Below are 21,362 nucleotides of genomic sequence, written 5' to 3' on the forward strand. Positions count from 1 at the left end.
AAGTGCTCTCACTGGATTTGCAGCAGCTGCGATCCAGGGAATGCTGTGGCGCGTGGCTGAACTGACTAACCACGATCGTTTCCGTCGTCGATACCTTCATCCGAGTTTTCCTGGCTCTCATTCACCAGGCTGTCTACGGAGTCATTGTCCAATTCGATCTGTTCTTCGCGTGCGTCGTTGTCGCTGAAGGCATCGCTGGCCGACTCGGCCTCTTCGCTGTTTTCGATGTCTTCGGTGGAGAGGTTGCTGACCTCTTCTGCTGTACCGACGCCCGCTTCTTCGGCAAGAATTGCCTCTGGTGTCTTTTCCATGGAGCCCTCCTCTGGTTCTACCGCCACGGTCTCAGATGCGGCAGAGACGGCGACCGGCGGGCGTTCTTCGCCTTCTTCGTACTGACCGAAGTAGTGACGAACGGCGACGGAGATTTTTTCTACCGTCTTTTCGCCGATGCCGGGAACTTCCTCGAGCTGTTCGGGGGTCATGTCGGCGAGGGCTTCGACGGTGGTAATACCGGCTGCGATGAGTTTTTCGAGGATGGCCTCACCGAGTTCGGAGACCTGCTCGATTGGGGTCGTCGGACCACCGCTCATGGCCTGCATCTGGCTCTCGACCTCCTGGCGCTTCTCCTCTTCGCTCTTGATGTCGATCTTCCACTGGAGGAGCTTGGCGGCAAGGCGGACGTTCTGTCCCTTTTTGCCGATTGCGAGCGAGAGCTGCGTGTCATCGACGATGACTTCGATCTGTTTTTCGGCCAGGTCGGTGATAGAGACACGACTAACCTTGGCCGGCTGCAGCGCCTTTTCGGCGAAGGTGGTGATCTCTTCCGAAAACTCGATGATGTCGATCTTTTCGCCACGCAGTTCGCGGATGATGGACTGAACGCGCATGCCCTTCATGCCGACGCAGGCGCCGACCGGATCGACGTCCTTGTCGCGGCTCATAACGGCAATCTTGGTGCGCTCGCCTGCTTCGCGGGCGATGGCTCTGATGCTGACAGTGCCGTCGTAGATCTCGGGTACTTCGGACTGGAAGAGGTTCTGGACCAAGGCCGGAGCGGCGCGGGAGACAATGACCTGCGGACCTTTGGCGGCGCGGTCGACGCGGAGAAGGACCACGCGGACACGTTCGCCAACGGCAAACTGCTCCAGGCGAGACTGTTCCCGCTTTGGCATACGGGCTTCGGCCTTCCCCAGATCGAAGATGACGTCCATGGGTTCGAGGCGTTTCACGGTAGCGGTCAGAACTTCGCCTGCACGATGGTTGTACTCGTTGAAGACGGTGTCGCGTTCGGCTTCGCGAACCTTTTGGAAGATGACCTGCTTTGCCATCTGAGCGGCAATACGGCCGAGAGGGGTGGTGTCCTTGTAGAACCGCAGTTCGCCGCCGACCTCAACCTCGGGAGCGAGTTCGCGCGCCTGCTCGAGTGTCATCTGGTTGATGTCGTCCTCGACCTGTTCCGGGGTTTCGACCACCGTCTTGAAGACATAGGCGCGGATCTCGCCGGTTTCGCGGTCCATCTCGGCGCGCATATTCTCCTGCGTTTTGTAGTACTTGCGCGTGGCGAGCGCGATCGCGTCCTCGACGGCGCCCACTACAACTGCCGGCTCGATGCCCTTATCGCGGCTCAACGTCTCAATCGATTGATACAAAACACTTGCCATCGCTCACTCGTCCTTACTTTTTCCCGGAGTTCTCCGGGTATCTCTGTTTGTTTGCCGATTCGAAGGCTGCCTGTGGTGCGAACAGCTTCTAAATCTCCGCGACTAGATTTGCCTTTTCGACGTTCGCCAAAGCGATGTCGACTGTCGACTCTGTCACGGCCTTCTTTGCCTTGCCCTTCTGTTTGACGGCAGAAAGGTCGATCGTCAGTACACCGTCTGTAAACTTCGTCAAACGGCCTTGCCACTGCCTGTTCTTATTCACCGGAGTAAAGGTCTGGAGTTTGACCAGGCTGCCTTGAAACCGGATGTAGTCTGCGGGGCGAAGCAACTTCCGTTCTAAGCCCGGCGACGAGACCTCCAGGGTGTACTCCGCCCCCGGGATCAGGTCTTCTACGTCGAGCACCGTGCCAAAATCCTGCGCAAACAATGCGCAGTCCTCATGAGTAACGCCGGAGAGCATCTCGACCGGCACACCCTTTGGAAGATTCGTCTCCGCTTCACTTGCAGCAAGTTCGGTCAGCTTGGCCCGTTCTGCTGCGTTTTTTTCTACAAAGACGCGCAAGGTACGAAATTTGATGCCGCCCTGAAACTCGAGATCAACAAGCTCCAGGTTGTGGGAGGCAGCGACACGCTCCGCGGTTGCTCGAATTTGATCTAACTGAACTGCCATAAGCTTTATTTCGGTGCAATAGTCCCGTGTGCACAAACGTTTTTAAAGCAAATAAAAAGTGGGCTTTAGCCCACTCATCTCTTCCGTCAAATCACCGGTACGATCACGGCTCTCATACTTACGACGGAACAAAATCGTCTGCAAATTGAATGATACAACTAGTTTTCGCGAAGTTCAATAGCCGCGTCTGTCTGTTGGCCGTGACGAAGCAATGGCAGGTGTTGAGCATGGCACGAAACTTTCGTGAAATTCGGCCATCTGATTTGCTATGGGTCGTTTGCGACTCTACAATCGATGAAATCCCGCGAAATTCAGGCTTCCTGTAAGCCCGGCCCATCGCCTGGAACCATAAAAATATGATTATCTCCCCGATTCCTGAAGCCCTTACGTTTGATGATGTTCTCCTAGTGCCTGCTTATAGCGATGTTGTTCCGACGCAAGTGAGCACCCAGACGCAGTTGACGCGCAATATCACGCTGAGTACGCCGCTCATGTCGGCCGCGATGGACACAGTGACGGAGGCTCGGCTGGCGATTGCGATGGCACAGCAGGGCGGCCTGGGGGTGGTCCACCGCAACCTGACAATAGAGCAGCAGGCGGGAGAGATCGACAAGGTGAAGCGGTCGGAGAGCGGGATGATCGTCGATCCGGTGACGATTGCGCCGGAGCAGTCGATCGCAGACGCGCTGGAGGTAATGCGGAGGTACAAGATCTCCGGTGTGCCGGTGACGAAGAATAAAAAACTGGTGGGAATTTTGACGAATCGCGACCTGCGGTTCGTGTCGCGGACCGATCTGTCGATTGACTCCGTGATGACGAAGACAAACCTGATCACGGTGCCGGTAGGAACGACATTGGAGCAGGCGGAACAGATCCTGCATCAGCATCGCGTTGAGAAGTTGCTGGTCGTCAACGACGACTATGAGCTGAAGGGTCTGATTACGGTCAAGGATATTCAGAAGAAGTTGAAGTACCCGAATGCTTCCAAGGACAGCCAGGGCCGACTGCGGGTCGCAGGCGCGATCGGGGCAACTGGAGATTTTTTGGAGCGGGCTGCGGCACTGGTCGCGGCCAGGGTCGATGCGCTGGCGATTGATTCGGCGCATGGGCACTCGTCGCGTGTGCTGGAGGCGGTCGCAGCGGTGAAGAAGGCGTATCCGCATATCGATTTGCTCGCAGGAAATATTGCCACGTATGAAGGCGCAATTGCACTGATGGATGCCGGGGCCGACGCGGTCAAGGTAGGGATCGGGCCTGGGTCGATCTGCACCACGCGCATGGTGACCGGTGCGGGAATGCCGCAGATTACTGCTATCTCGGAGGCCTACCGGGCAGGACAGGAGCGGGCAATTCCGATTATTGCGGATGGGGGAATCAAGTACTCGGGCGATGTGACCAAGGCGATTGCTGCCGGGGCAAGCGTTGTGATGATGGGGTCACTCTTTGCTGGCGTGGATGAGAGCCCGGGCGAGACGATTCTGTATCAGGGGCGCTCGTTCAAGGCTTATCGCGGAATGGGTTCGTTGTCGGCGATGGCTCAGGGCTCGGGCGAGCGATATTTCCAAGGCAAGGATGATATGGACGATGCTGCGAGCACAGAGCGTCCGTCACTGACGGCTCGGGAGAACGGTGGCTCGAACCGGCTGGCGAAGTTTGTGCCGGAGGGGATCGAAGGGCGTGTACCGCATCGTGGGCCGCTTGAGGGGATGGTGTATCAGCTTGTCGGAGGGCTTCGCTCCGGGATGGGGTATCTGGGGTGCGGGACGATCGCGGAGTTACAGGCGAACGCTCGGTTTATTCGCATCTCGAATGCCGGCCTGCGCGAGAGCCACGTTCACGATGTGATCATCACACGCGAGGCTCCGAACTATCACGTTGAATAGTCCGTGGTGAGTGGATAGCCAGGGTTAGAAACTTGTTTACGACTTGTCCAAAATTATCGCATCGAAGCGGTGGCGTGTGAAGAATCCGAGGTCTTCGTACAGCTTCACCGCCTGATGATTAGCCTCGGTGACGGTAAGGGTGATCGCGGCGAAGTTTGCAGTTGCAAGATGGCGGATGCAATGGCCCAGAAGCGTTCGGCCAAGGCCATGCCCACGGTGAGCCGGGGAGATGCAGAGCTGGGTAATGTGAGCGACATTGCTGGCTACGCGGGAGCAGAGCAACATTCCGACAAGCGTGCCGGTGTGCCGATCGCGTAGCACCCAGGAGGCGTTGGGGTCGAAGACGCCACAGCCGGGAAAGCGAACGATATTGTGAAGAAACCTTAGAGATCCGTGCAGGGAGCAGTACTGATCGTTGATGCGTGCGTCGATGTGGCCGAGGTAGCACTCATGGATCAGCTCCGCGGCAGCTTGATAGAAGTCGGTGGACCAGCGTGTCAGCTCAATCTGGCTCGGGAGCTTCGATTCGTGTTGATCTGCGGTCTTCGTCACGGTGAGGCCGGGCGCGAGCCGTAGATCGTACTCCATGAACAGCCGCGGGTACATTGAGAAGCCAGCTGCGACAAATGGGCTGTTGATCGAGCCGGTGTCATAAAGCAGAAGCTGTGATTCTATCCGCAGGATGCCGGGGGAGTTTTGTAAGAGTTGGAGCAGATGGTGGAGGAGAGTCTGCGTGATTTGAAGCGCCTGCGTTGGATCGTTTGCAACGGCGAAGGCATCCCCAACGACGGCTTTCTGTCCTTCGTAGACGCAAAAGGCAAAGCCGCAGATACGCCCTCGGTCGAGAGCAACAAAGCCGGGCAGAATGCGGGAGTCGAGATATTGAAGCAGGAGTTCGGTGGAGCTTTGATAGTTCCATCGGAGGCGCTGGTCCCAGATGCGCGACTCGGTCTCAAGCAACGGGCGCAACTGACGCGCGGAGAAGTGGCGCAGGTCGAGGATCTCGAGTTGGGTGGCGACAGTCATACCCTTTGGGAAGTCTCCGTTGAGCTTATAGGATTTCCCAGGATAGGAGTGAGTGTTAGGTCAGGCACCCGGTCGCGGAACTTTTAAGGTTGGGCGTAGACGCGGTAGACTTCGAGGCCTTGCGACTCATAGAGAAAGAGGGGTTTGTAGACACGGCCGGCGAGCCAGCGATTAAGTTCGGCGTCGTCGTTTGCCCGAATGACGAGCAGGTGCTCTGCCGCAGGCACTCCGTCGGTACTGTAGTGAACCAGCGGCTGGTTGCGGTAGAACGCGAGTCCGTAGTCCATGTCCCTCTTGATAGCGGAGGCGGTGCTGCCGGGAACCTGGTCGGTGGCGACAAGCATTACGTTGGGGGCCTGTTGCTGGATCTCGCGGGCAAGGGGCCGAGCAGAATAGTTCACGTCAAGCTCTTTTCCGTAGAAACCCAGGAGAAAGACGAGCGTCGCAAGAATAGGCAGCAGGGTGACATTACAGACCTGCGGGATCCCCCAGCGACGTATGGTCAGGAAGACGACTGCTCCAAAGATGAGGGCCGCGGCACCTGCGATCAGTAGCCACTGTGTCGAAGGAATGAGGGTCTCGTACTTCATGTGCTGCGGAGCCAGGGCGAGTACAAAGACCAGAAAGCCACAGGTTGCGGCGTGAGCCCAAAGAAGCCATCGTGGCAGACCATCGCGGCGGCTGCGATTGAGGTAGTCAGCAGTCAGGATGGTGAGTGGAGGAATCGACGGAAGAATGTAGCCGGGCAACTTCGATCCTGAGAAAGAAAAGAAGACGATCGGAAAGAGCGCCCAGAGAACGAGGAACTCGGGAAAGGCATCGCCGGCGCGCGTGTGGCCAAGATAACGTTGCGGGTTGTGCCGCACCTTCCATTCGGCGATGGAGACTTCAACCGAATCGACAAGGGCTCGAACGGCCATGACGGTCCAGGGCATCAGGCCAACCAGAAGAACGGCGATGTAGTACCAGAAAGGTTGGTGGTGTTGGAAGCGGTTGGTGGCGAAGCGTTCCAGATTGTGTTCGAGAAAGAAGAGGCGGTAGAAGGTCGGATTGCGTTTCTGTACGGCGAGGAACCAGGGCAGCACCATCAACAGGTACAGCATAACGCCGGGCCACCAGATTGTCCGACGAAGGAGGGACCACTCGCGCCGGAGACCAGCAAAGAGAAGGATGATGGAAAGCGCAAGAAAGGGAGCGACGGGACCTTTGGCGAGCGTTGCGGCCGCGCCGAAGAAGTAGAGATCAAACAGCCAGAATTTTTTGCCGGTCTCGTACCAGGCATACCACCCGAGCATGCCAATGCAAAAGGGGGCAGCCAGTTGCATGTCGGTGGATGCTCCACGAGCGAAGCTGACAATGGCTACGCAGGAGGCGGTGATCAGTGCTGCATCGAGGTGGCCGCCGGGGCGGAATCGACGCATGTGAAGGAATACCAAAACGACGAGTGCGAGAGTTGCGGAGGAGGAGGGAAGTCGGGCGGTCCAGTCGGAGACGCCAAACTCCTTGAAGAAGCTCATGGCGCGCCAATAATAGAGGGCTGGCTTTTCGAGCCAGGGCTTGCCGTAGAGAATCGGCGTGACCGTGCCGCCGGCGATGCAGTGGAAAGAGTTGCGGATATCCTCGAGCCGGAGGCTGCGAGGGACCATCTTCGCGTTGACTTCGTGGCAGGCCTCGGAGTGAGCGGTGAGCATCTCTCGCGCGATCTGGGCGTATCTCGGCTCGTCCGCGCCTACCAGGCCCAACTGATCGCCACCGAAGGCTGGAACTAGGCCATAGAGCAGAAGGAAGATCGTTACGACGAAGAGGACGATAAACTCGCGTACGGTCGCCGCGCTCGGCAGTTTCAGGTATTGCTGGAGCCACATTGCAGTTGCGCTGTCACTCCTTGCGCCGGAGACGGCGGGATGTTGGATATCGTTCATTCTTTTATGTGGAGCGAGACAAGGCTATCAGAGTCCTGTCCGAAGCTGCGTGAGGATTTGATTGATAGCTGCATCGAGCGGGCCGTCGAGAGTGCATCCGCTGGCGCTGCGATGGCCGCCACCACCGAAGTGCTCGGCAATCTTCGCAACATCCGTCTTTCCCTTGCTGCGGATACTGAGGCGAAACTGACTGACGTCCGGAACCTCTCGTAGAAAAACGGCAGACTCAACGCCTGCAATGCTGATGAGGTAGTTCACGACGCCTTCACAATCCTCGGCGACGGCTCCAACGCTATCCATGTCCTCGCTGGTGACCCACGTCCAGGCGATGTCGTCACTGCATTGGAGGTTAGAGAGCGCAATGCCGAGCAAACGAATCTTACTAGCTGGGTTTGAGTGGTAGATGTCGCGGGCGATCTGGCTGGGGTTTGCTCCGCGATCGGCGAGCTGTTGGACGAGGGCAAACGTGTCGGCTGTCGTGCTGGAGTAAGTGAAGGAGCCCGTGTCGGACAGGATACCGGCGTAGATGCAGGTGGCCATCGAGGGCGTGATGTCGACGTTTGCGGCAACGGCGATGTGGTAGACCATGGCGGCAACGGCGCAGGCGTTTTCGTCGATCCAGTTGACCGAGGCGAAGGCGCGGCCGCTGGCGTGGTGGTCAATGTTGATAAGAGTGCGGTCTTCGAGACCGAGAAGTCCAGTTCGGGCGATGCCGTCACACTCCAACAGGATGGCGGGAGTGTTTCCGCTGGGGTCTATGTCGGTGGCGGAGGGGGTGTGGCGGATACGGTCTACGTTGGGGAGGGTGAGATAGGTGGTGGGAATCGGGTCGGCAAATACTACGTCCGCTTGGCAGCCGAGCTGGTCGAGTACCTCGGCGAGCGCCAGGACGGAGCCGATAGCGTCCCCGTCAGGGCGGGTATGAGAGGTGAGGAGGAAGCGAGGATGGGAGCGGAAGGCCGTCAGCAGATCATCGATTCGGGCTGCGTGCGGCGGAACTTCGAGGATCTGGGTTTTGGGGGTCATGATTTGGCTGGAACCCCTGTGGCCGGTGTGGTCGCGGGCGGTTCCGATGAGATACGCTTCTGCTCGCGCTTGCGGGTACGGGCGAGCAGCTCCTCCATCCGTCCGGTCATCTTCTCGGAGCGGTCGATGGCGAAGGAGAGCTCGGGGACGTGGCGGACGCCCATACGGTCACGGAGCTGGGAGCGGATGTAGGCTCGGGCGGTGGTAAGGCCCTCTAACGTGGAGGCTTCTTCCTCCTCGTTGCCGTGGACGGCGACGAAGACGCGGGCGGACTTGCCGCCAGGCGCGAGGACGACCTCGGTGACGTAACTTGGGGCGATGCGGGGATCGGAGAGCTCACCTTCGAGCATGGCTCCGATCTCTTCGGAGAAGGTGTTGGCGACGCGGTTGCGGTGGTACGTTCTGGCTCGTTGCTCGGGCATATGGTTTTGACTGGGTCGAACGGTTGAGGATATCAAAGTTAGAGCGTCTGGCCTAGCGTGTCTTGTCGATTCCGGCGGGTTTCCTGTGGATTGCGGAGGCGTAAGGCGTTATTCGGGCAGGATTTCCGCGTATGAGTCGACAATTTCGGTACTGGAAGCTGCAGCTATTCGGTGCACAGCCTGGTCAATCAGATGCATTTGTCCGGTCAAATAGTTGGCGGAGGAGGAGATGGCGGCTATTCCCAGTGTAGCGCGGTTCCAGACCACACCTTCGTCGAGCTCCGCTACCGATAAGTTGAAGCTGTGACGGAGTTTATCTTTCATTGAGCGGAGGACTCGGCGGCGGTCCTTGAGGGACTGGGCGTGGGGGATTTCAAGTTCGATGGTGAGTTTGGCTATTGGCATGGGATGGGTACCCCCTCCCCCTCTCGGGTATTTTGGGAGTAAGTCTTTTATTTTGTGTAGCTTGCCTAGTGTATGTAGCTGTAAAATATTCTATCTAAATGACTTACCTGCAAAATATTCTAAATAAACCCTTTATGGGGCTGATGACGTCTTCTCGTAATTCTTTGGGGCCGTTTCTGGGCGGCACGTTTGTCAAGTGGCGGCACTTTTTTTTGTGACCGCGGCTGGTGTTCACGAAGACGAAGTTGGGAGTCGGCAATCTTTAAGCATGCGGGGCTCTTAGCGGACGAGCGTGAGGTAGATGGCCATGCCTATTCCGATTGCAGCCAGGAGGAGGCCAAGGATGACCGCGTCGCGTGAGACTCTGCCGGGGCGCCAGGTGCCGGAGCTTAGCTCGTGGATGAGTTGGAAGTGGCGGAGGACGGCGCTGAGGTTCACGAGGACGCCCAAGGCTACCAGCGAGACGCCGGACCAGAGCGAGATACCTGTGGTGTGGGGAGGGGGATGGGATTCAGAGGCGCTGATCTGACGAAAAAAGAGGCCGAAGCGGCTGACTGCGAAGCCTATTCCCATCAGGCCGAGTCCGGTGCGTATCCAGGCGAGAAAGGTGCGCTCGGCCGCGAAGTAGACTCGTGGATCCTTTTCTGCCGGTTGGTCCATGCAGGGATTGTAAGGCAGGATCGGCTGGTGCAATTCGTGGTGTGATCGCGGTGGTTTGTGGTCAGTCTGTGGTTGTTTAGGGTCGTTCTGTAACGCGTTTCTCGAGGACCCAGGTGGTCATGCAGCGTTGGTTTTGGACTACGGTGGTCTTGATTGGGTCGACGAGTTGGCCATTGAGCTTTGCGGTGAGTTGCATGAGGAATGGTTCGTCGACGCAGAAGCGTTCTGCTCCGTCGGGGGCCAGGTAGCGATGGCCGGTGAGGTGACGGTGGGGCATGCCGATCGTGGAGGCGAGCCGGCAGAAGAAGAGGCCTCCGGGCTTGAGGACGCGCCAAAGGTTTTGCAGCATGGCATGGAAGTGGTCGTCGTCGCGTGAGAAGTGGAGCACGGCGCTGCAGAGGACGACGTCGAAGGAGGCGTCGGGAAAGGACATGCGCTCGATGGGTTCGACGCGAAAGTTTTCTACGGGGAGGGTTGGGGCGAGTGATGCGGCGAGAGCTCGGGTCTGCTCGATGGCTGGTGGATTGTCATCGACGGCGGAGACGTTCCAGCCTTCGCGGAGAAGATAGACGAGGTTGCGACCGGAGCCGCAGCCTGCGTCGAGGATGCGCATGCCGGGTGCGATGTTCCCGCGGAGGAGTTGATCGAAGACGTAAATGTCGATGGGGCCGAACTGCTCTTGGAGGGAAGACATGCGTGTTATTTGCATGATACGGGACCGCTCCGTTGTTTCAGTCGGCCGACGATCTGAAGAGCGCTCGCAACTCAACCGGCGCCCGACAGGCGATCGCGCGAGATTGCGATAGCCCATCGGTAGTCCCAGGAGTCGCGGAGGTTATGGTGACAACTCTCCTACGAGATATGCCTATAGTAAAAAATCATGACGAACGGTCGATCATGGAGAACGAACGGCGGGAGAAGGGCAGGAGCCGAGGTTCTTTCAGGGAGCTTTGAAGTGGGCTTTCGATTTGGTTTTGGATTGGTATTGGGATTTGTTTTAGTGAGCTTGCTTGCCAGAGGTGCACGCGGGGAAGCACCGGCGGCTCGCTTTGTGGGGTCGGAGAGTTGCAAGAGCTGCCACGTCGCGGCGTACAACGGATGGAAGCAGACTCGGATGGCAAATGTGGTGCGCGATCCGAAGGGGCATCCGGAGGCTGTGCTTGCAGATTTTATTCATCCTGATCCGCTGGTCACCTTTAAGCTCGACGATGTTGCGTTTGTGTATGGCAGCCGGTGGAAGCAACGATTTTTTACGAAGCGCGGGGATGACTACTATCCGCTGCCGGCACAGTGGGACGTAAAGAAGGGTCGGTGGCTGCCGTATCACGCGGAGACGGGCACGGACTGGTGGTTGCCGTTCTATGGCCCGAGTAACTTCGACCGACCGACGGGGCCGACGTGTGATGGATGTCATTCGGTGAACTATCACGTGGAGACCAAGCATGTGACGGAGTGGAATGTGGGCTGCGAGAAGTGCCACGGGCCGGGCAGTCTGCATGTTGCTCATCCTACTCGGAGTAACATCGTCAATCCAAATCGTCTCGATTATGTGCGGGGGAACGATACGTGTATCCAGTGTCATAGCCAGGGGCGTCCGGTATCGAATCCGATTGCTGGAAAGTACTTCGACTGGCCGGTGGGCTTTGTGCCGGGAGAGCGGCTGGCCGACTTCTGGCGGCTGGAAGAGTTGAAGCCGGGGGTGACGAACTTTTTTCAGTACGCCGATCTGACCGCGCACAAGAACAGGATGCAGGGGAACGATTTTGTTCAGAGCAATATGTATCACCGGCAGATTCGCTGCTTCGACTGTCACCAGGTGCATAGCAATCAGAACGAGTCGAACCTGAATGCGAAGGGCAATGCTGTCTGCCTGTCATGCCACACGAAGGAGAATCCTGCTGGATTGCAGGGAACGGTGAGCGAGCATACGCATCATGCGGCGGGGAGCGCGGGTAGCCAGTGCGTGTCGTGCCATATGCCGAAGATCGAGCAGACGATTAAAGACAACTATGTGGGGGCGCATACGTTTCGGTTTATAACGCCGACTGAAACGGAGCAGTCGGGGATTCCGAACCCCTGCACTTCGTGTCATACGGATAAGTCGACTGGATGGGCGACGAATGAGCTGCGGAGCTGGAAGACGACTTCCCCTTGGCGGGTGGCTCAATAGTTCATCTACAATCGGAGTTTTGGGAGATGTGACACGTGAGGAGATATGGCAATGCGGAGTTTGCTGCGGTGGGTTTATCTGCCGATGTTTGCGGGAGTGATTGTGAGTAGCGCGCAGGTTGCGGTTGCACAGGCGAAGAGCACGGAGTTTGGTCCGTCGAATCCGTTTTATGCGAAGAGTACGCTGCCGTTTCAGGCTCCTCCGTTCGACAAGATTAAGGACAGCGACTATCAGCCTGCGATCGAAGCCGGGATGGCGGAGCAGTTGAAGGAGATGAAGGCGATCGCGGATAATCCGGCTGCGCCTACGTTTGATAACACGGTTGTTGCGATGGAGAGGACCGGCGCGTTATTTGATCGTGTCATGGCGGCGTTCAGCGGCGTTGCGGGTGCGAATACGAATCCTGAGTTGGAGAGGATTCAGCAAGAAGAGGCGCCGAAGCTGGCTGCGCATCGCGATGCGATTTATCTGAATGAGAAGCTGTTTCATCGTGTGGCAGCGGTGTATGAGGCGCGGGCTTCGCTGAAGCTGAGCCCGGAGGGGCTGCGGCTGGTGGAGGTGAAGTACAGGGATTTTGTGCATGCGGGCGCGAACTTGTCCGACGCGGATAAAGCGGAGCTGAAGAAGATCAATGCGGAGGAGTCGACGCTGTCGAATGCCTTCAGGACCAAGGTGCTTGCAGGGACGAAGGATGGCGCGTACTTCACTGCGGACAAGAGTGCGTTGGCTGGGTTGACGGATGCGGAGGTGAGCGCGGCGGCGACGGCGGCGAAGGATCGGAAGAAAGACGGTTGGGTGCTTCCGCTGCAGAACACGACGCAGCAACCTGCGCTTTCGTCGTTGAGTGCGCGGGGGACGCGGAAAGCTTTGTTTGAGAACTCGTGGACGCGGACTGAGCGCGGCGATACGAACGATACGAGGGAGACGATTGCGCGGATGGCGCAGTTGCGTGCAGCGAAGGGAAAGCTGCTGGGGCATGACAGCTATGCAGGATGGAAGCTGGAAGACCAGATGGCGAAGACGCCGGAGAATGCGCTGAAGTTTATGGACGCGCTGGTGGCGCCGGCGACGGCGAATGCGGCGGATGAGGCGAAGGATATTCAGGCTGTGATCGATGCTCAGAAGAGTGGATTTTCTGTCGAGCCGTGGGACTGGGAGTTTTATTCGGAGCAGGTGCGGAAGGCGAAGTACGATCTGGATGAGTCGCAGGTGAGGCCCTACTTTGAGTTGAACAATGTGCTGCAGAATGGCGTGTTCTATGCGGCGAATCAGCTTTATGGAGTGACGTTTAAAGAGCGCAAGGATATTCCGGTGTGGAATCCGGATGTGCGGGTGTTCGAGGTGTCGGAGGCGGATGGCAAACCGCTGGCGCTTTTCTACTGCGACTACTACAAGCGGGACAATAAGAACGGCGGCGCGTGGATGAGCAACTTCGTCGACCAGTCGAAGCTGACGGGGGCGTTGCCGGTCGTGTTCAATGTGGCCAATCTGCCGAAGCCTGCGGAGGGTGAAGCTGCGCTGATCAGCTTCAGCGATGTGGTGACGATGTTCCACGAGTTTGGGCATGGGTTGCATGGGATGTTTGCGGCTAGTGAGTATCCGAGCCTATCGGGGACTTCGGTGGCGCGTGATTTTGTTGAGTTTCCGTCGCAGTTCAATGAGCATTGGGCGACGTATCCGGCGATCTTCAACCATTATGCGAAGCACTACAAGACGGGTGAAGCGATGCCGGCGGAGCTGGCGGCGAAGATCAAGAAGGCGGAGGACTTCAACCAGGGCTACGCGCTGACGGAGTTGGTGGCGGCGGCGGAGTTGGATATGCAGTGGCACACGCTGCCGGCGGGTGAGGGTTTGCAGGAGCCGGATGCGTTTGAGAAGGCGGCGCTGGCGAAGAAGGGGTTCACGCTGAGCTATGTGCCGCCGCGGTATCGGTCGAGCTACTTTTCGCACATCTGGGGCGGAGGCTATGCAGCGGGCTACTACGCGTATCTGTGGAGCGAGATGTTGGACGACGATGCGTTCCAGTGGTTTCAGGATCACGGCGGATTGACGCGTGCGAATGGCGACCGCTTTCGCGCGATGGTGCTGTCGCGTGGGAACACCGAGGACCTGGCGAAGATGTACGCTGCTTGGCTGGGGAGTGAGCCGAAGATCGAGCCGATGCTGAAGTATCGCGGCTTGGAGAAGACGGCGGCGAAGTAAGTCTTCAGGCGCTGGCGCAGAGTCGATTGGGGGTGGCTTCGACTCTGCGAGTGGTGCGTGAAGCGTGGTGATTTACCTGTTGATATCTGCGTCGTAATTAAACTTTCGCGGACCGCAAAGGTTTCTGGCGTGCGGAGTTAGGCCGGCGTGCGGCTGGCAATTTTTTTGGCGTCGAATTTGCTTCGCAATTTTGACAACTTCAGATATGCTCATTTTCATTCCAAGTTCACACAAGAAATAGAAATTCAGCTGCTCTGAGTTTTTGACTAGTTGACAGTTGCCTGAGCGCAGTCTCAAAGGGCCCGCCATGCTGCCCCTATGCATTCGTGTCTTCGTAAGCCGAGTACAGACAGAAATCTTGATTTGAGCATTCGCTGCACTTCTTTTGGAGCCAGATATGACTATTCGTCTTCGCTGTTGTTTCCTCGTCCTCGTTTGCCAGATGGCGTGCTTTCTTCTGGTGTGTCCTGTGTTTGGGCAGCAGACACTTGGCGGCCTGACGGGTGTGGTTACTGACAATCAGGGCGGCATTTTGTCGGGCACTGTGGTGACGGCGGTGGGCGATCAGACGGGATTGCAGCGGACGCAGACCTCGGGCAGCAACGGGTTCTATGACTTTCAGAACCTGCCGATCGGGACGTACACGCTTACGTTTTCGAAAGAAGGATTTCAGACGCAGAAGATGCAGTCGATTCCGGTGCAGGGCGACCGGACCGGAACGATCAATGCGCAGTTGAGCGTGGGCGCGGTCAATACCGTGGTGAGTGTGGATGCGGTGCCGCTGCTGAATGCTGTGGATACGACAAACGGATACGTTTTGGACAAAGCGCAGATCGATGCGATTCCGCTGCCGACGGGAAGCTTTACGGGACTGGCGATTCTGTCGCCTGGTGTGAACTCAGAGTTGCCGGGAGGGACGGGAGCTCTCTCAGGATTGGGGAACAATCCGATATGGGCAAACGGTCAGCGCGATACCAGCAACAGCTTTGCGTTGAATGGCGTGGATGCGAGCAATCTGTTCAACGGTAAGAGCACCAGCCAGGTTGGTTCGGCGCGTGTCATCAACAGCACTGGTGCTTCGACCAGCAATGGCGGTGGTGGGGTTATTCAATCGGTTGCGTCGGTTTACCTGTCTATCGGTAATGCAATACCGACTCCTGCGCCTGACACGATTCAGGAGGTGCGCGTGAACGCTTCGATGTACGACGCGCAGCAGGGATCGACCTCGGGCGCACACATCGATATGAGTACTGCTTCCGGAACGAACGCATATCACGGCACAGTGTATGGGGAACGTGCGACGAACTGGATTAACGCGGCTCCGTTCTTCTTCAAGAACGATCCCGTCATTCCTGACAACATGAAGAATCCGGATCTGCACCGCTACGTTGCTGGCGGCACGATTGGCGGACCGATCATCAAGGACAAGCTCTTTGGATTTGTTGCTTATCAGCACCTGCAGGTCTCCGATCAAGAGATCGGTGATGGTTTTCTCGCTGTGCCAACGGGGCTTTCTGATACGAACCGTACTGCCGCCGGGTTTGCAGGGATCATCAACGATCCGAATACGGGGTTCGGAACATCGCTCACTGCGGCGAACATCGATAACACCGCGCTCGCTCTGTTTAATTCGCCGTCGCTGCCAGGTGAGCCCGGCAAATGGCTGATACCGAATGACGCCGGAAGGGGTTTAACTCCGACTCATCCTTTCAATGCGTTTCTTCCTGGGACGGGCCGCTTCAAAGCAGACATGGGTGTGGCTAATCTCGACTACAACATCACAAGCAAAGACACACTTTCGCTGAAGTACTACTACCAGCACGATCCCACGCTTGCGCCGTATGCTTACTCGAGCGTTCCGGGATTCACCGAGCACCTCGACTCCGGTGCACAGGTCTTCGCAATTACCAACACGTACCTGGTAAAGCCGAATCTCAGCACGACGCAGACGATGGGGTTCATCCGCGAGAAGACGTGGGTGGACAACGAACAACCCTTCGGTCCGGCTGCGATCCCCGGTGGTTCGCTGGGGACGGTCTCCATCAACGAGTTCGGTTCGAATTACTTTCCGGGTGTGTCGATCGTCAATGTACTGGGCGCGTCTGCGGCCAACGCGGGCCTTTCGAGCACAGGCATCCTGAACATTGGACCGAATGCTGAAGGTCAGGCTCCGAATACCGGGGCATTTCAGAATCGCTGGCAGCCCTCCGGCAACGCCATCTGGACGTTGGGCAAACACACGGTCAGCTTTGGCTTGAGCTACAGCTATACGCAGCTGAACACGATCGACAAGCGTACGAATGCGGGCACCGTCGCGACGGACGACCTGAGCGCCTACGCACAGGGCTACGTGACTCCCGGCAGCTCTTCTACTTCTTTCTATGTGAGTTCTTTCCTGCAGGGCGATGCCAGCCGTTACTATCGCGCCAACCAGGTCGGAAGCTACGTCCAGGACAAGTTCCAGATCACGCCAACGCTTTCTCTCACGGCCGGTCTGCGCTATGACTGGGATGGCGGGCTCAGCGAGAAGAATGGCCGTATCTTCAACTTCGACCCGACTTTGTATAGCTACGACTCGGCGTCGGATGCGATCGTCAATCCGGGCTTCATCATCGCAGGCAACAACAAGAATGGAACCAGCGGCGTGAGTTCAACCACACTGACCGGCCGTCAGTGGGGGCTTGGGCCTCGGCTGGGCGCGGCATGGCAGCCTGAGATGTTCCATAGCAAAGTGGTGGTCCGCACGGGCTTTGGCATGTACTACGATCGTGGCGAGCTCTTCAGCTACTTCTCGCCTGGGTATGCCATTGGCACTGTCACAGGCGGTCCCTTTGGTGTCAATCAGCAGCTTCCATTCGTGACCGCACAGAGCTGTCCTGTGCAGAGTCTCTACAGCTACTACATTCCGACATGCGGCGGCGGCGGCGGAACGGCTCCTCCTGTTACTGCGCCGACGGCTGCAACCGGTAATCTTGCTAACCCCTATACGAACGTTCAAAGTGCGGCGCCGACCAATCCCAAATCGTCCGACCTGAGCAACTACCTGCCGAATATTGCAAGCATCGAGAATGGCGGGCAGCCGATTTCGCTGGGCGTTTATGATCGCGGCAACAAGCTTCCCTATACCTACAACTACACGCTGGACATCCAATGGCAGCCACGCAACGACCTGGCGATTGAGCTAGGCTATGTCGGCAATCTCGGACGTCATCAGGTGATACCGGTTCCGTTTAATCAGCCTGGGATCGCTTCACCTGGCGGTCAAATTCATGGTCAGAGCTACTCTTACGGTTACAACGTGCAGGGAGCCTCCTTGCCGGACGGTACTGGCTACCTCTTTGACTACGAGGGCGGCAACGTCGATCATCGCGTTCCCTATGTTGGCTATGCAGCAGAGTCGATTGACTACAGGGCAGCTGGCGTCGATGCGTACAACGCCCTGACCGCACACATTGAGAAGCGTATGTCGCACGGTCTGCAGGCGGCGGCCTCTTACACCTATTCTCATGCCCTTGATGAGCAGAGCGGTCTAGGCCTGTTTTACAACGGGAATAACCCGCTCAATCTCCGCGACGGATATGCTTCGGCAGACTTCGATCGTACTCACGTCATCAACTTCAACTACCTCTACCGTCTGCCGAATTTTGTGAGCGGCCATACGGTTGAGAGCTACTTTACGAATGGTTGGTCGCTTGTAGGGCTCACCGTTCTGCAGAGTGGACAGCCGTACAGCGTCATTGACTTCAGTGGCGCGGTGGCCAGTGTTTACTACGGGGTGAGCAACGGTATTACGAATCCGATTGTGCCGCTTGCTGCCGGCTGCAATGCAAAGAACGCAAAGACGGGCGCGTCCGGCGCGTTTGGAACACCGGCGCTGAAGGCCTCGTGCTTTACTGTGCCGTTGATTGGCGCGGGTGGACTGGGCGGTGCTATTCCCACCTCCGATCCTTATGAGACCGACTTCACGACCGGCCAGCGAAACATCTTCCGGCAGTCTTTTCAGAAGCGCTGGGATGCTTCCATTGTGAAGACAACTCAGTTCACGGAGCGTTACAGCCTGAAGTACACGTTCGACGTCTTCAACGTCTTCAACACCGCGAGCTTTGATGTGCCGGGCAACGAGGTCTCGCAGAACGAGAACTACAACGGATTCCCGGCTGCAGGAACGCCGGTTCTGCCTACTGCCTGCAATGCAAGCAACGAGGGTTTTTACAACTGCGCGTTTGACCTGGGCACGGTCAGTCATACGATCGGCAGCGCAAGGCAGATACAGATGACTTTGCGGTTTGTTTTTTAGAGTAGCTGGTTGGACCGAATTTATGTGGCTGGCCTGCGTGATGAGCGCGGGCCATTTTTTTAGGATTATTGATTCAGAAGTGGAGGCGTGATCTCTTTGAGTGCTGTACCGGTGAGTTGCAGGCGTTGGGCTTCGCTGCAGTAGAAGGCGATCTTCGCGGCTGCTGTGGCGTAATCGAGGCCAGCGGCGCGGATGTTCGAGATGCAGTTGCGATCGGCGTCGGTGCGGCCTGGGGTTGGATTCCAGGTGATGTAAGCGCCAAGGGAGTCTGGCGAACTGAGGCCGGGGCGCTCGCCGATGAGTATGAGAGATAGGCGAGCTTTGAGGAGAGCACCTATTTGGTCGGCGATGGCGACGCGGGCCTGGCTGACGATGCAGACAGGGCCGAGGGTGCAACTGGCCTGAGCAAAGGTCGGTATGAGGGTTGCGAGGAGCGGGATGGCGTGGTGTTCAATCGCTGTGGCGGAGAGTCCGTCGGCGATGATGATGACGATGTCGCAGGGCGCTGGTTTGAGCAGTGAAGCGGAGCCTGGTGTCAGCGTGCGGCCGAGGTCTGGACGGCGGAGGTAGGTTGTGCGATCGGGTGCCGCGCTGGCGAGGGTTAGGATGGGAGCGGCGAATGCCGGGAGTTCGGTTCGCAGGCGATGGCTCAAGTGGTTGGGGTCGAGTTCGGCTTTGACGGCGTCGCGGGCTTCTGCGTGGGCCAGTTGGAAGTTGAGTACTTCGGAGGTGGCGAGGCTGACGCCGGTGCGACGCAGAGAGACGCGGGCGGGGGTGTAGTTTTGCAGTGCGGTGGAGGCTGTCGCCGGTTTGGGAGGCGATGGATTGGTGGGCTGCACTGAGGGGATCTTCGTGATCTTCGAGGCGGTCATCTGTCGGTTCTCCAAATGCCGGTTCTCCAAAGCGCGGTTGCGCATTAGGTCGATGGACGATGATAGCCGCTGGCTGTGCGTTATGGTTCGCATTCGATGGCCTAATTAAGATCGAATCAGGACTTGTTGGAGAGGAGATGTTGGTTTCTACTCTTTGCATGGCCGGTTGGTCGTACGCTGTAGAGCGTAATGCAAAGTTAGTTTGTGTGTCAGGGCTACTTCTATGTTGCAGTTCATCAAAGGGTTGATCCGGCCTTATCGCAGCACTTTAGTTTTTATCCTTCTGGCAATGCTCGTCGAGACGGCGATGAGTCTGGCTGCTCCGTGGCCGCTGAAGATCATTCTGGACAACGTGGTGGGGGAACACAAGTTATCGCCGTGGCTTCATCATGTGATTGGTGACCTGGTTGGACGTGATTCCAGAATGCATGTGGCGGGGGTGGCTGCGCTGGTCTTTGTTTTAATTGCGGCGCTTGGTGCGATTGCGTCGTATATCGAGAACTATTACACAGAGAGCGTTGGTCAGTGGGTCGCGCACGATCTGCGGATGAAGATGTACGAGCACCTGCAGCGGCTTTCGCTGGGCTACTACAGTACCCATGCGACAGGCACGATTCTGAGTACGATTACGTCGGATATCCAGACGATCGAGGGATTCGCCTCGTCGTCCACGCTGAACATTGTGGTGGATATGTTGACGATCGTCTGCATGCTGGGATTGATGTTCTGGCTCAACTGGGACTTCACGCTGATTGCGGTGGCTGTCACGCCGTTTCTTCTTCTGTTTGTTTCGAGATTCAAGAAGGCGGTGAAGAAGGCGACTCACGAGGTGCGCAAGGAACAGAGTGAGATCGTTGCGGTGGTGCAGCAGGGGCTGGAGTCGATTCAGGCGGTGAAGGCCTTCGGGCAGGAGCAGGCGGAGCAGGCACAGTTGCAGGCGGTGAGCGAGGCGACGGTGAGCGCTGCGCTGAAGGCTCGAAGCGTGAAGGCGCTGCTGTCGCCGGTTGTAACGGTGACTGTGGCGGCTTGTACGGCTATTGTGTTGTGGCGTGGTGCTGCGCTGATCCTTGCAGGGGCGATGACGGTGGGCTCGCTTACGGTCTATCTTGCGTATCTGACGAAGTTCTTCAAGCCGGTGAAAGACCTTGCGACCACGACGAATGCGGTGGCGCAGGCTGCGGTCGGGACGGAGCGCATTCGCGCGATCCTCGACACGGATACGGTCATTCCCGAAAAAGAGGATGGACTTACTCCGGAGACGGTCGCTGGTGAGATTGAGTTTGAGCAGGTGGCGTTTGGGTATGATCCTGCGTACCCGATATTGACGGACGTGAGTTTCAAGATCAAACCGGGACAGTTCATTGGAATCGTTGGGCCGACGGGAAGTGGGAAGTCGACGGTCGTCAGCTTGATACCGAGGTTTTACGATGCGCAATCGGGAGCGGTAAGGATTGATGGGCAGGATGTTCGCGACTACAAGCTGAAGTCGCTGCGGGACAAGATCGGATATGTTCTTCAGGACACCGTGTTGTTCCGAGGTACGATTCTCGAGAACATTGCGTTTGGCCGCCCAGAGGCGACGAAAGAGGAGATTGTTGCGGCGGCGAAGCTCGCGAACGCGGACGAGTTCATCTCGCATATGCCGCAGGGGTACGACACGATGGTGGGTGAGCGCGGGTCGACTCTGTCGGGTGGGCAGCGGCAGAGGATCGGGATTGCGCGGGTGATGGTTCGGAACAGCCCGATTTTGCTGCTGGATGAGCCGACCGCTGCGCTGGACAGCGAATCGGAGAAGCTGGTCATCGATGCGCTGCAACGACTGATGGAAGGAAGGACAGTGATTGCGATTGCGCACAGGCTCAGCACGATCCGGGATGCGGACCAGATTATTGTGATTACCGGAGGAGTTGTGGCGGAGAATGGTACGCACGAAGAGTTGATGTCGAGGAATGGGCTCTATGCGGAGTTGCATCGGACGCAGTTTGATGCAGGGAAGGATAAAGTTCTGGCATAGAGTGCCGTTCTTGCTATGGTTTACTGTTGTTCGCGTAGCGTTTGCTTAGGTTGCTCGGCGTTTGCTTGTCGTTTTCTTGACGTTTGCTTGTCAAGGGCCGCCGGGAGTTGTACAACGGATCAATCACACGTT

15 protein-coding genes are annotated in these 21,362 nt (G+C 57.5%); 5 read left to right on the forward strand and 10 right to left on the reverse strand.

Features of this window, described 5'->3' with window-relative positions; genetic code table 11:
* Positions 1–65: 65 nt before the first annotated feature.
* Together nusA and rimP are read right to left on the reverse strand one after the other, a co-directional pair.
* A complete protein-coding gene (gene nusA, locus RBB82_RS16250; RefSeq protein ID WP_433971795.1) occupies positions 66–1,661 on the reverse strand; it encodes a transcription termination factor NusA in 1,596 nt (531 codons plus the stop codon).
* Between the two features lie 88 nt (positions 1,662–1,749).
* A complete protein-coding gene (gene rimP, locus RBB82_RS16255; RefSeq protein ID WP_433971796.1) occupies positions 1,750–2,331 on the reverse strand; it encodes a ribosome maturation factor RimP in 582 nt (193 codons plus the stop codon).
* 356 nt (positions 2,332–2,687) lie between these two features.
* Between rimP and guaB the strand changes: the two genes are divergently transcribed.
* Entirely contained in the window at positions 2,688–4,214 is a 1,527-nt protein-coding gene (guaB, locus tag RBB82_RS16260) for an IMP dehydrogenase (RefSeq protein WP_433971797.1), read from the forward strand.
* A 36-nt stretch (positions 4,215–4,250) separates the two neighbouring features.
* Here the strand turns inward: guaB and RBB82_RS16265 are convergent, their stop codons facing one another.
* The 7 genes from RBB82_RS16265 to RBB82_RS16295 form a co-directional block, all read right to left on the reverse strand.
* Positions 4,251–5,240, reverse strand: a complete 990-nt coding sequence (locus RBB82_RS16265; protein WP_433971798.1) for a GNAT family N-acetyltransferase — start codon at positions 5,238–5,240, stop codon at positions 4,251–4,253.
* Positions 5,241–5,323: 83 nt separating this feature from the next.
* Positions 5,324–7,162, reverse strand: a complete 1,839-nt coding sequence (locus RBB82_RS16270) for an ArnT family glycosyltransferase (RefSeq protein ID WP_433971799.1) — start codon at positions 7,160–7,162, stop codon at positions 5,324–5,326.
* A 27-nt stretch (positions 7,163–7,189) separates the two neighbouring features.
* A complete protein-coding gene (locus tag RBB82_RS16275) occupies positions 7,190–8,188 on the reverse strand; it encodes a DHH family phosphoesterase (RefSeq protein WP_433971800.1) in 999 nt (332 codons plus the stop codon).
* Positions 8,185–8,610: a 30S ribosome-binding factor RbfA gene (gene rbfA / locus RBB82_RS16280; protein WP_433971801.1), complete on the reverse strand. Its 426-nt coding sequence runs from the start codon at positions 8,608–8,610 to the stop codon at positions 8,185–8,187. The genes RBB82_RS16275 and rbfA overlap by 4 nt, the downstream gene beginning before the upstream one ends.
* Before the next feature lie 108 nt (positions 8,611–8,718).
* Positions 8,719–9,015 carry a DUF503 domain-containing protein gene (locus tag RBB82_RS16285; protein WP_433971802.1) on the reverse strand — a complete coding sequence of 99 codons (297 nt, stop codon included), beginning with the start codon at positions 9,013–9,015 and terminating at the stop codon, positions 8,719–8,721.
* Between the two features lie 279 nt (positions 9,016–9,294).
* A complete protein-coding gene (locus RBB82_RS16290) occupies positions 9,295–9,675 on the reverse strand; it encodes a YidH family protein (RefSeq protein ID WP_433971803.1) in 381 nt (126 codons plus the stop codon).
* A 76-nt stretch (positions 9,676–9,751) separates the two neighbouring features.
* Positions 9,752–10,384 carry a class I SAM-dependent methyltransferase gene (locus RBB82_RS16295; protein ID WP_433971804.1) on the reverse strand — a complete coding sequence of 211 codons (633 nt, stop codon included), beginning with the start codon at positions 10,382–10,384 and terminating at the stop codon, positions 9,752–9,754.
* A 246-nt stretch (positions 10,385–10,630) separates the two neighbouring features.
* Here RBB82_RS16295 and RBB82_RS16300 point away from each other — a divergent pair, with 246 nt between their 5' ends.
* The 3 genes from RBB82_RS16300 to RBB82_RS16310 all read left to right on the forward strand — a co-directional run bounded on the left by RBB82_RS16300 (position 10,631) and on the right by RBB82_RS16310 (position 18,344).
* Complete coding sequence (locus tag RBB82_RS16300; protein ID WP_433971805.1) at positions 10,631–11,845, forward strand: cytochrome c3 family protein; 1,215 nt, start codon at positions 10,631–10,633, stop codon at positions 11,843–11,845.
* A 51-nt stretch (positions 11,846–11,896) separates the two neighbouring features.
* On the forward strand, positions 11,897–14,047 hold the full coding sequence (gene dcp / locus RBB82_RS16305) for a peptidyl-dipeptidase Dcp (protein WP_433971806.1): 2,151 nt from the start codon (positions 11,897–11,899) through the stop codon (positions 14,045–14,047).
* Positions 14,048–14,444: 397 nt separating this feature from the next.
* Positions 14,445–18,344, forward strand: a complete 3,900-nt coding sequence (locus RBB82_RS16310; RefSeq protein WP_433971807.1) for a TonB-dependent receptor domain-containing protein — start codon at positions 14,445–14,447, stop codon at positions 18,342–18,344.
* Between the two features lie 65 nt (positions 18,345–18,409).
* Here the strand turns inward: RBB82_RS16310 and eutC are convergent, their stop codons facing one another.
* Positions 18,410–19,216, reverse strand: coding sequence for an ethanolamine ammonia-lyase subunit EutC (gene eutC, locus RBB82_RS16315; RefSeq protein WP_433971808.1), 807 nt, complete (start codon positions 19,214–19,216; stop codon positions 18,410–18,412).
* Positions 19,217–19,439: 223 nt separating this feature from the next.
* Here eutC and RBB82_RS16320 point away from each other — a divergent pair, with 223 nt between their 5' ends.
* The gene (locus tag RBB82_RS16320; protein WP_433971809.1) at positions 19,440–21,230 is read left to right on the forward strand and encodes an ABC transporter ATP-binding protein; all 1,791 of its coding nucleotides are present in this window, start codon (positions 19,440–19,442) and stop codon (positions 21,228–21,230) included.
* The last annotated feature ends 132 nt before the right edge of the window (positions 21,231–21,362 follow it).

It is taken from the genome of Tunturiibacter lichenicola, from assembly GCF_051013355.1.
GTDB lineage: Bacteria > Acidobacteriota > Terriglobia > Terriglobales > Acidobacteriaceae > Edaphobacter > Edaphobacter lichenicola_F.

Coding starts and splice junctions, on each gene's coding strand:
- RBB82_RS16295 (WP_433971804.1), bottom strand. CDS start 10,384: ATGCAAATAACACGCATGTCTTCCCTCCAAGAGCAGTTCGGCCCCATC.
- nusA (WP_433971795.1), bottom strand. CDS start 1,661: ATGGCAAGTGTTTTGTATCAATCGATTGAGACGTTGAGCCGCGATAAG.
- RBB82_RS16265 (WP_433971798.1), bottom strand. CDS start 5,240: ATGACTGTCGCCACCCAACTCGAGATCCTCGACCTGCGCCACTTCTCC.
- RBB82_RS16275 (WP_433971800.1), bottom strand. CDS start 8,188: ATGACCCCCAAAACCCAGATCCTCGAAGTTCCGCCGCACGCAGCCCGA.
- rimP (WP_433971796.1), bottom strand. CDS start 2,331: ATGGCAGTTCAGTTAGATCAAATTCGAGCAACCGCGGAGCGTGTCGCT.
- eutC (WP_433971808.1), bottom strand. CDS start 19,216: ATGACCGCCTCGAAGATCACGAAGATCCCCTCAGTGCAGCCCACCAAT.
- RBB82_RS16310 (WP_433971807.1), top strand. CDS start 14,445: ATGACTATTCGTCTTCGCTGTTGTTTCCTCGTCCTCGTTTGCCAGATG.
- RBB82_RS16270 (WP_433971799.1), bottom strand. CDS start 7,162: ATGAACGATATCCAACATCCCGCCGTCTCCGGCGCAAGGAGTGACAGC.
- RBB82_RS16320 (WP_433971809.1), top strand. CDS start 19,440: ATGTTGCAGTTCATCAAAGGGTTGATCCGGCCTTATCGCAGCACTTTA.
- RBB82_RS16285 (WP_433971802.1), bottom strand. CDS start 9,015: ATGCCAATAGCCAAACTCACCATCGAACTTGAAATCCCCCACGCCCAG.
- dcp (WP_433971806.1), top strand. CDS start 11,897: ATGCGGAGTTTGCTGCGGTGGGTTTATCTGCCGATGTTTGCGGGAGTG.
- rbfA (WP_433971801.1), bottom strand. CDS start 8,610: ATGCCCGAGCAACGAGCCAGAACGTACCACCGCAACCGCGTCGCCAAC.
- RBB82_RS16290 (WP_433971803.1), bottom strand. CDS start 9,675: ATGGACCAACCGGCAGAAAAGGATCCACGAGTCTACTTCGCGGCCGAG.
- guaB (WP_433971797.1), top strand. CDS start 2,688: ATGATTATCTCCCCGATTCCTGAAGCCCTTACGTTTGATGATGTTCTC.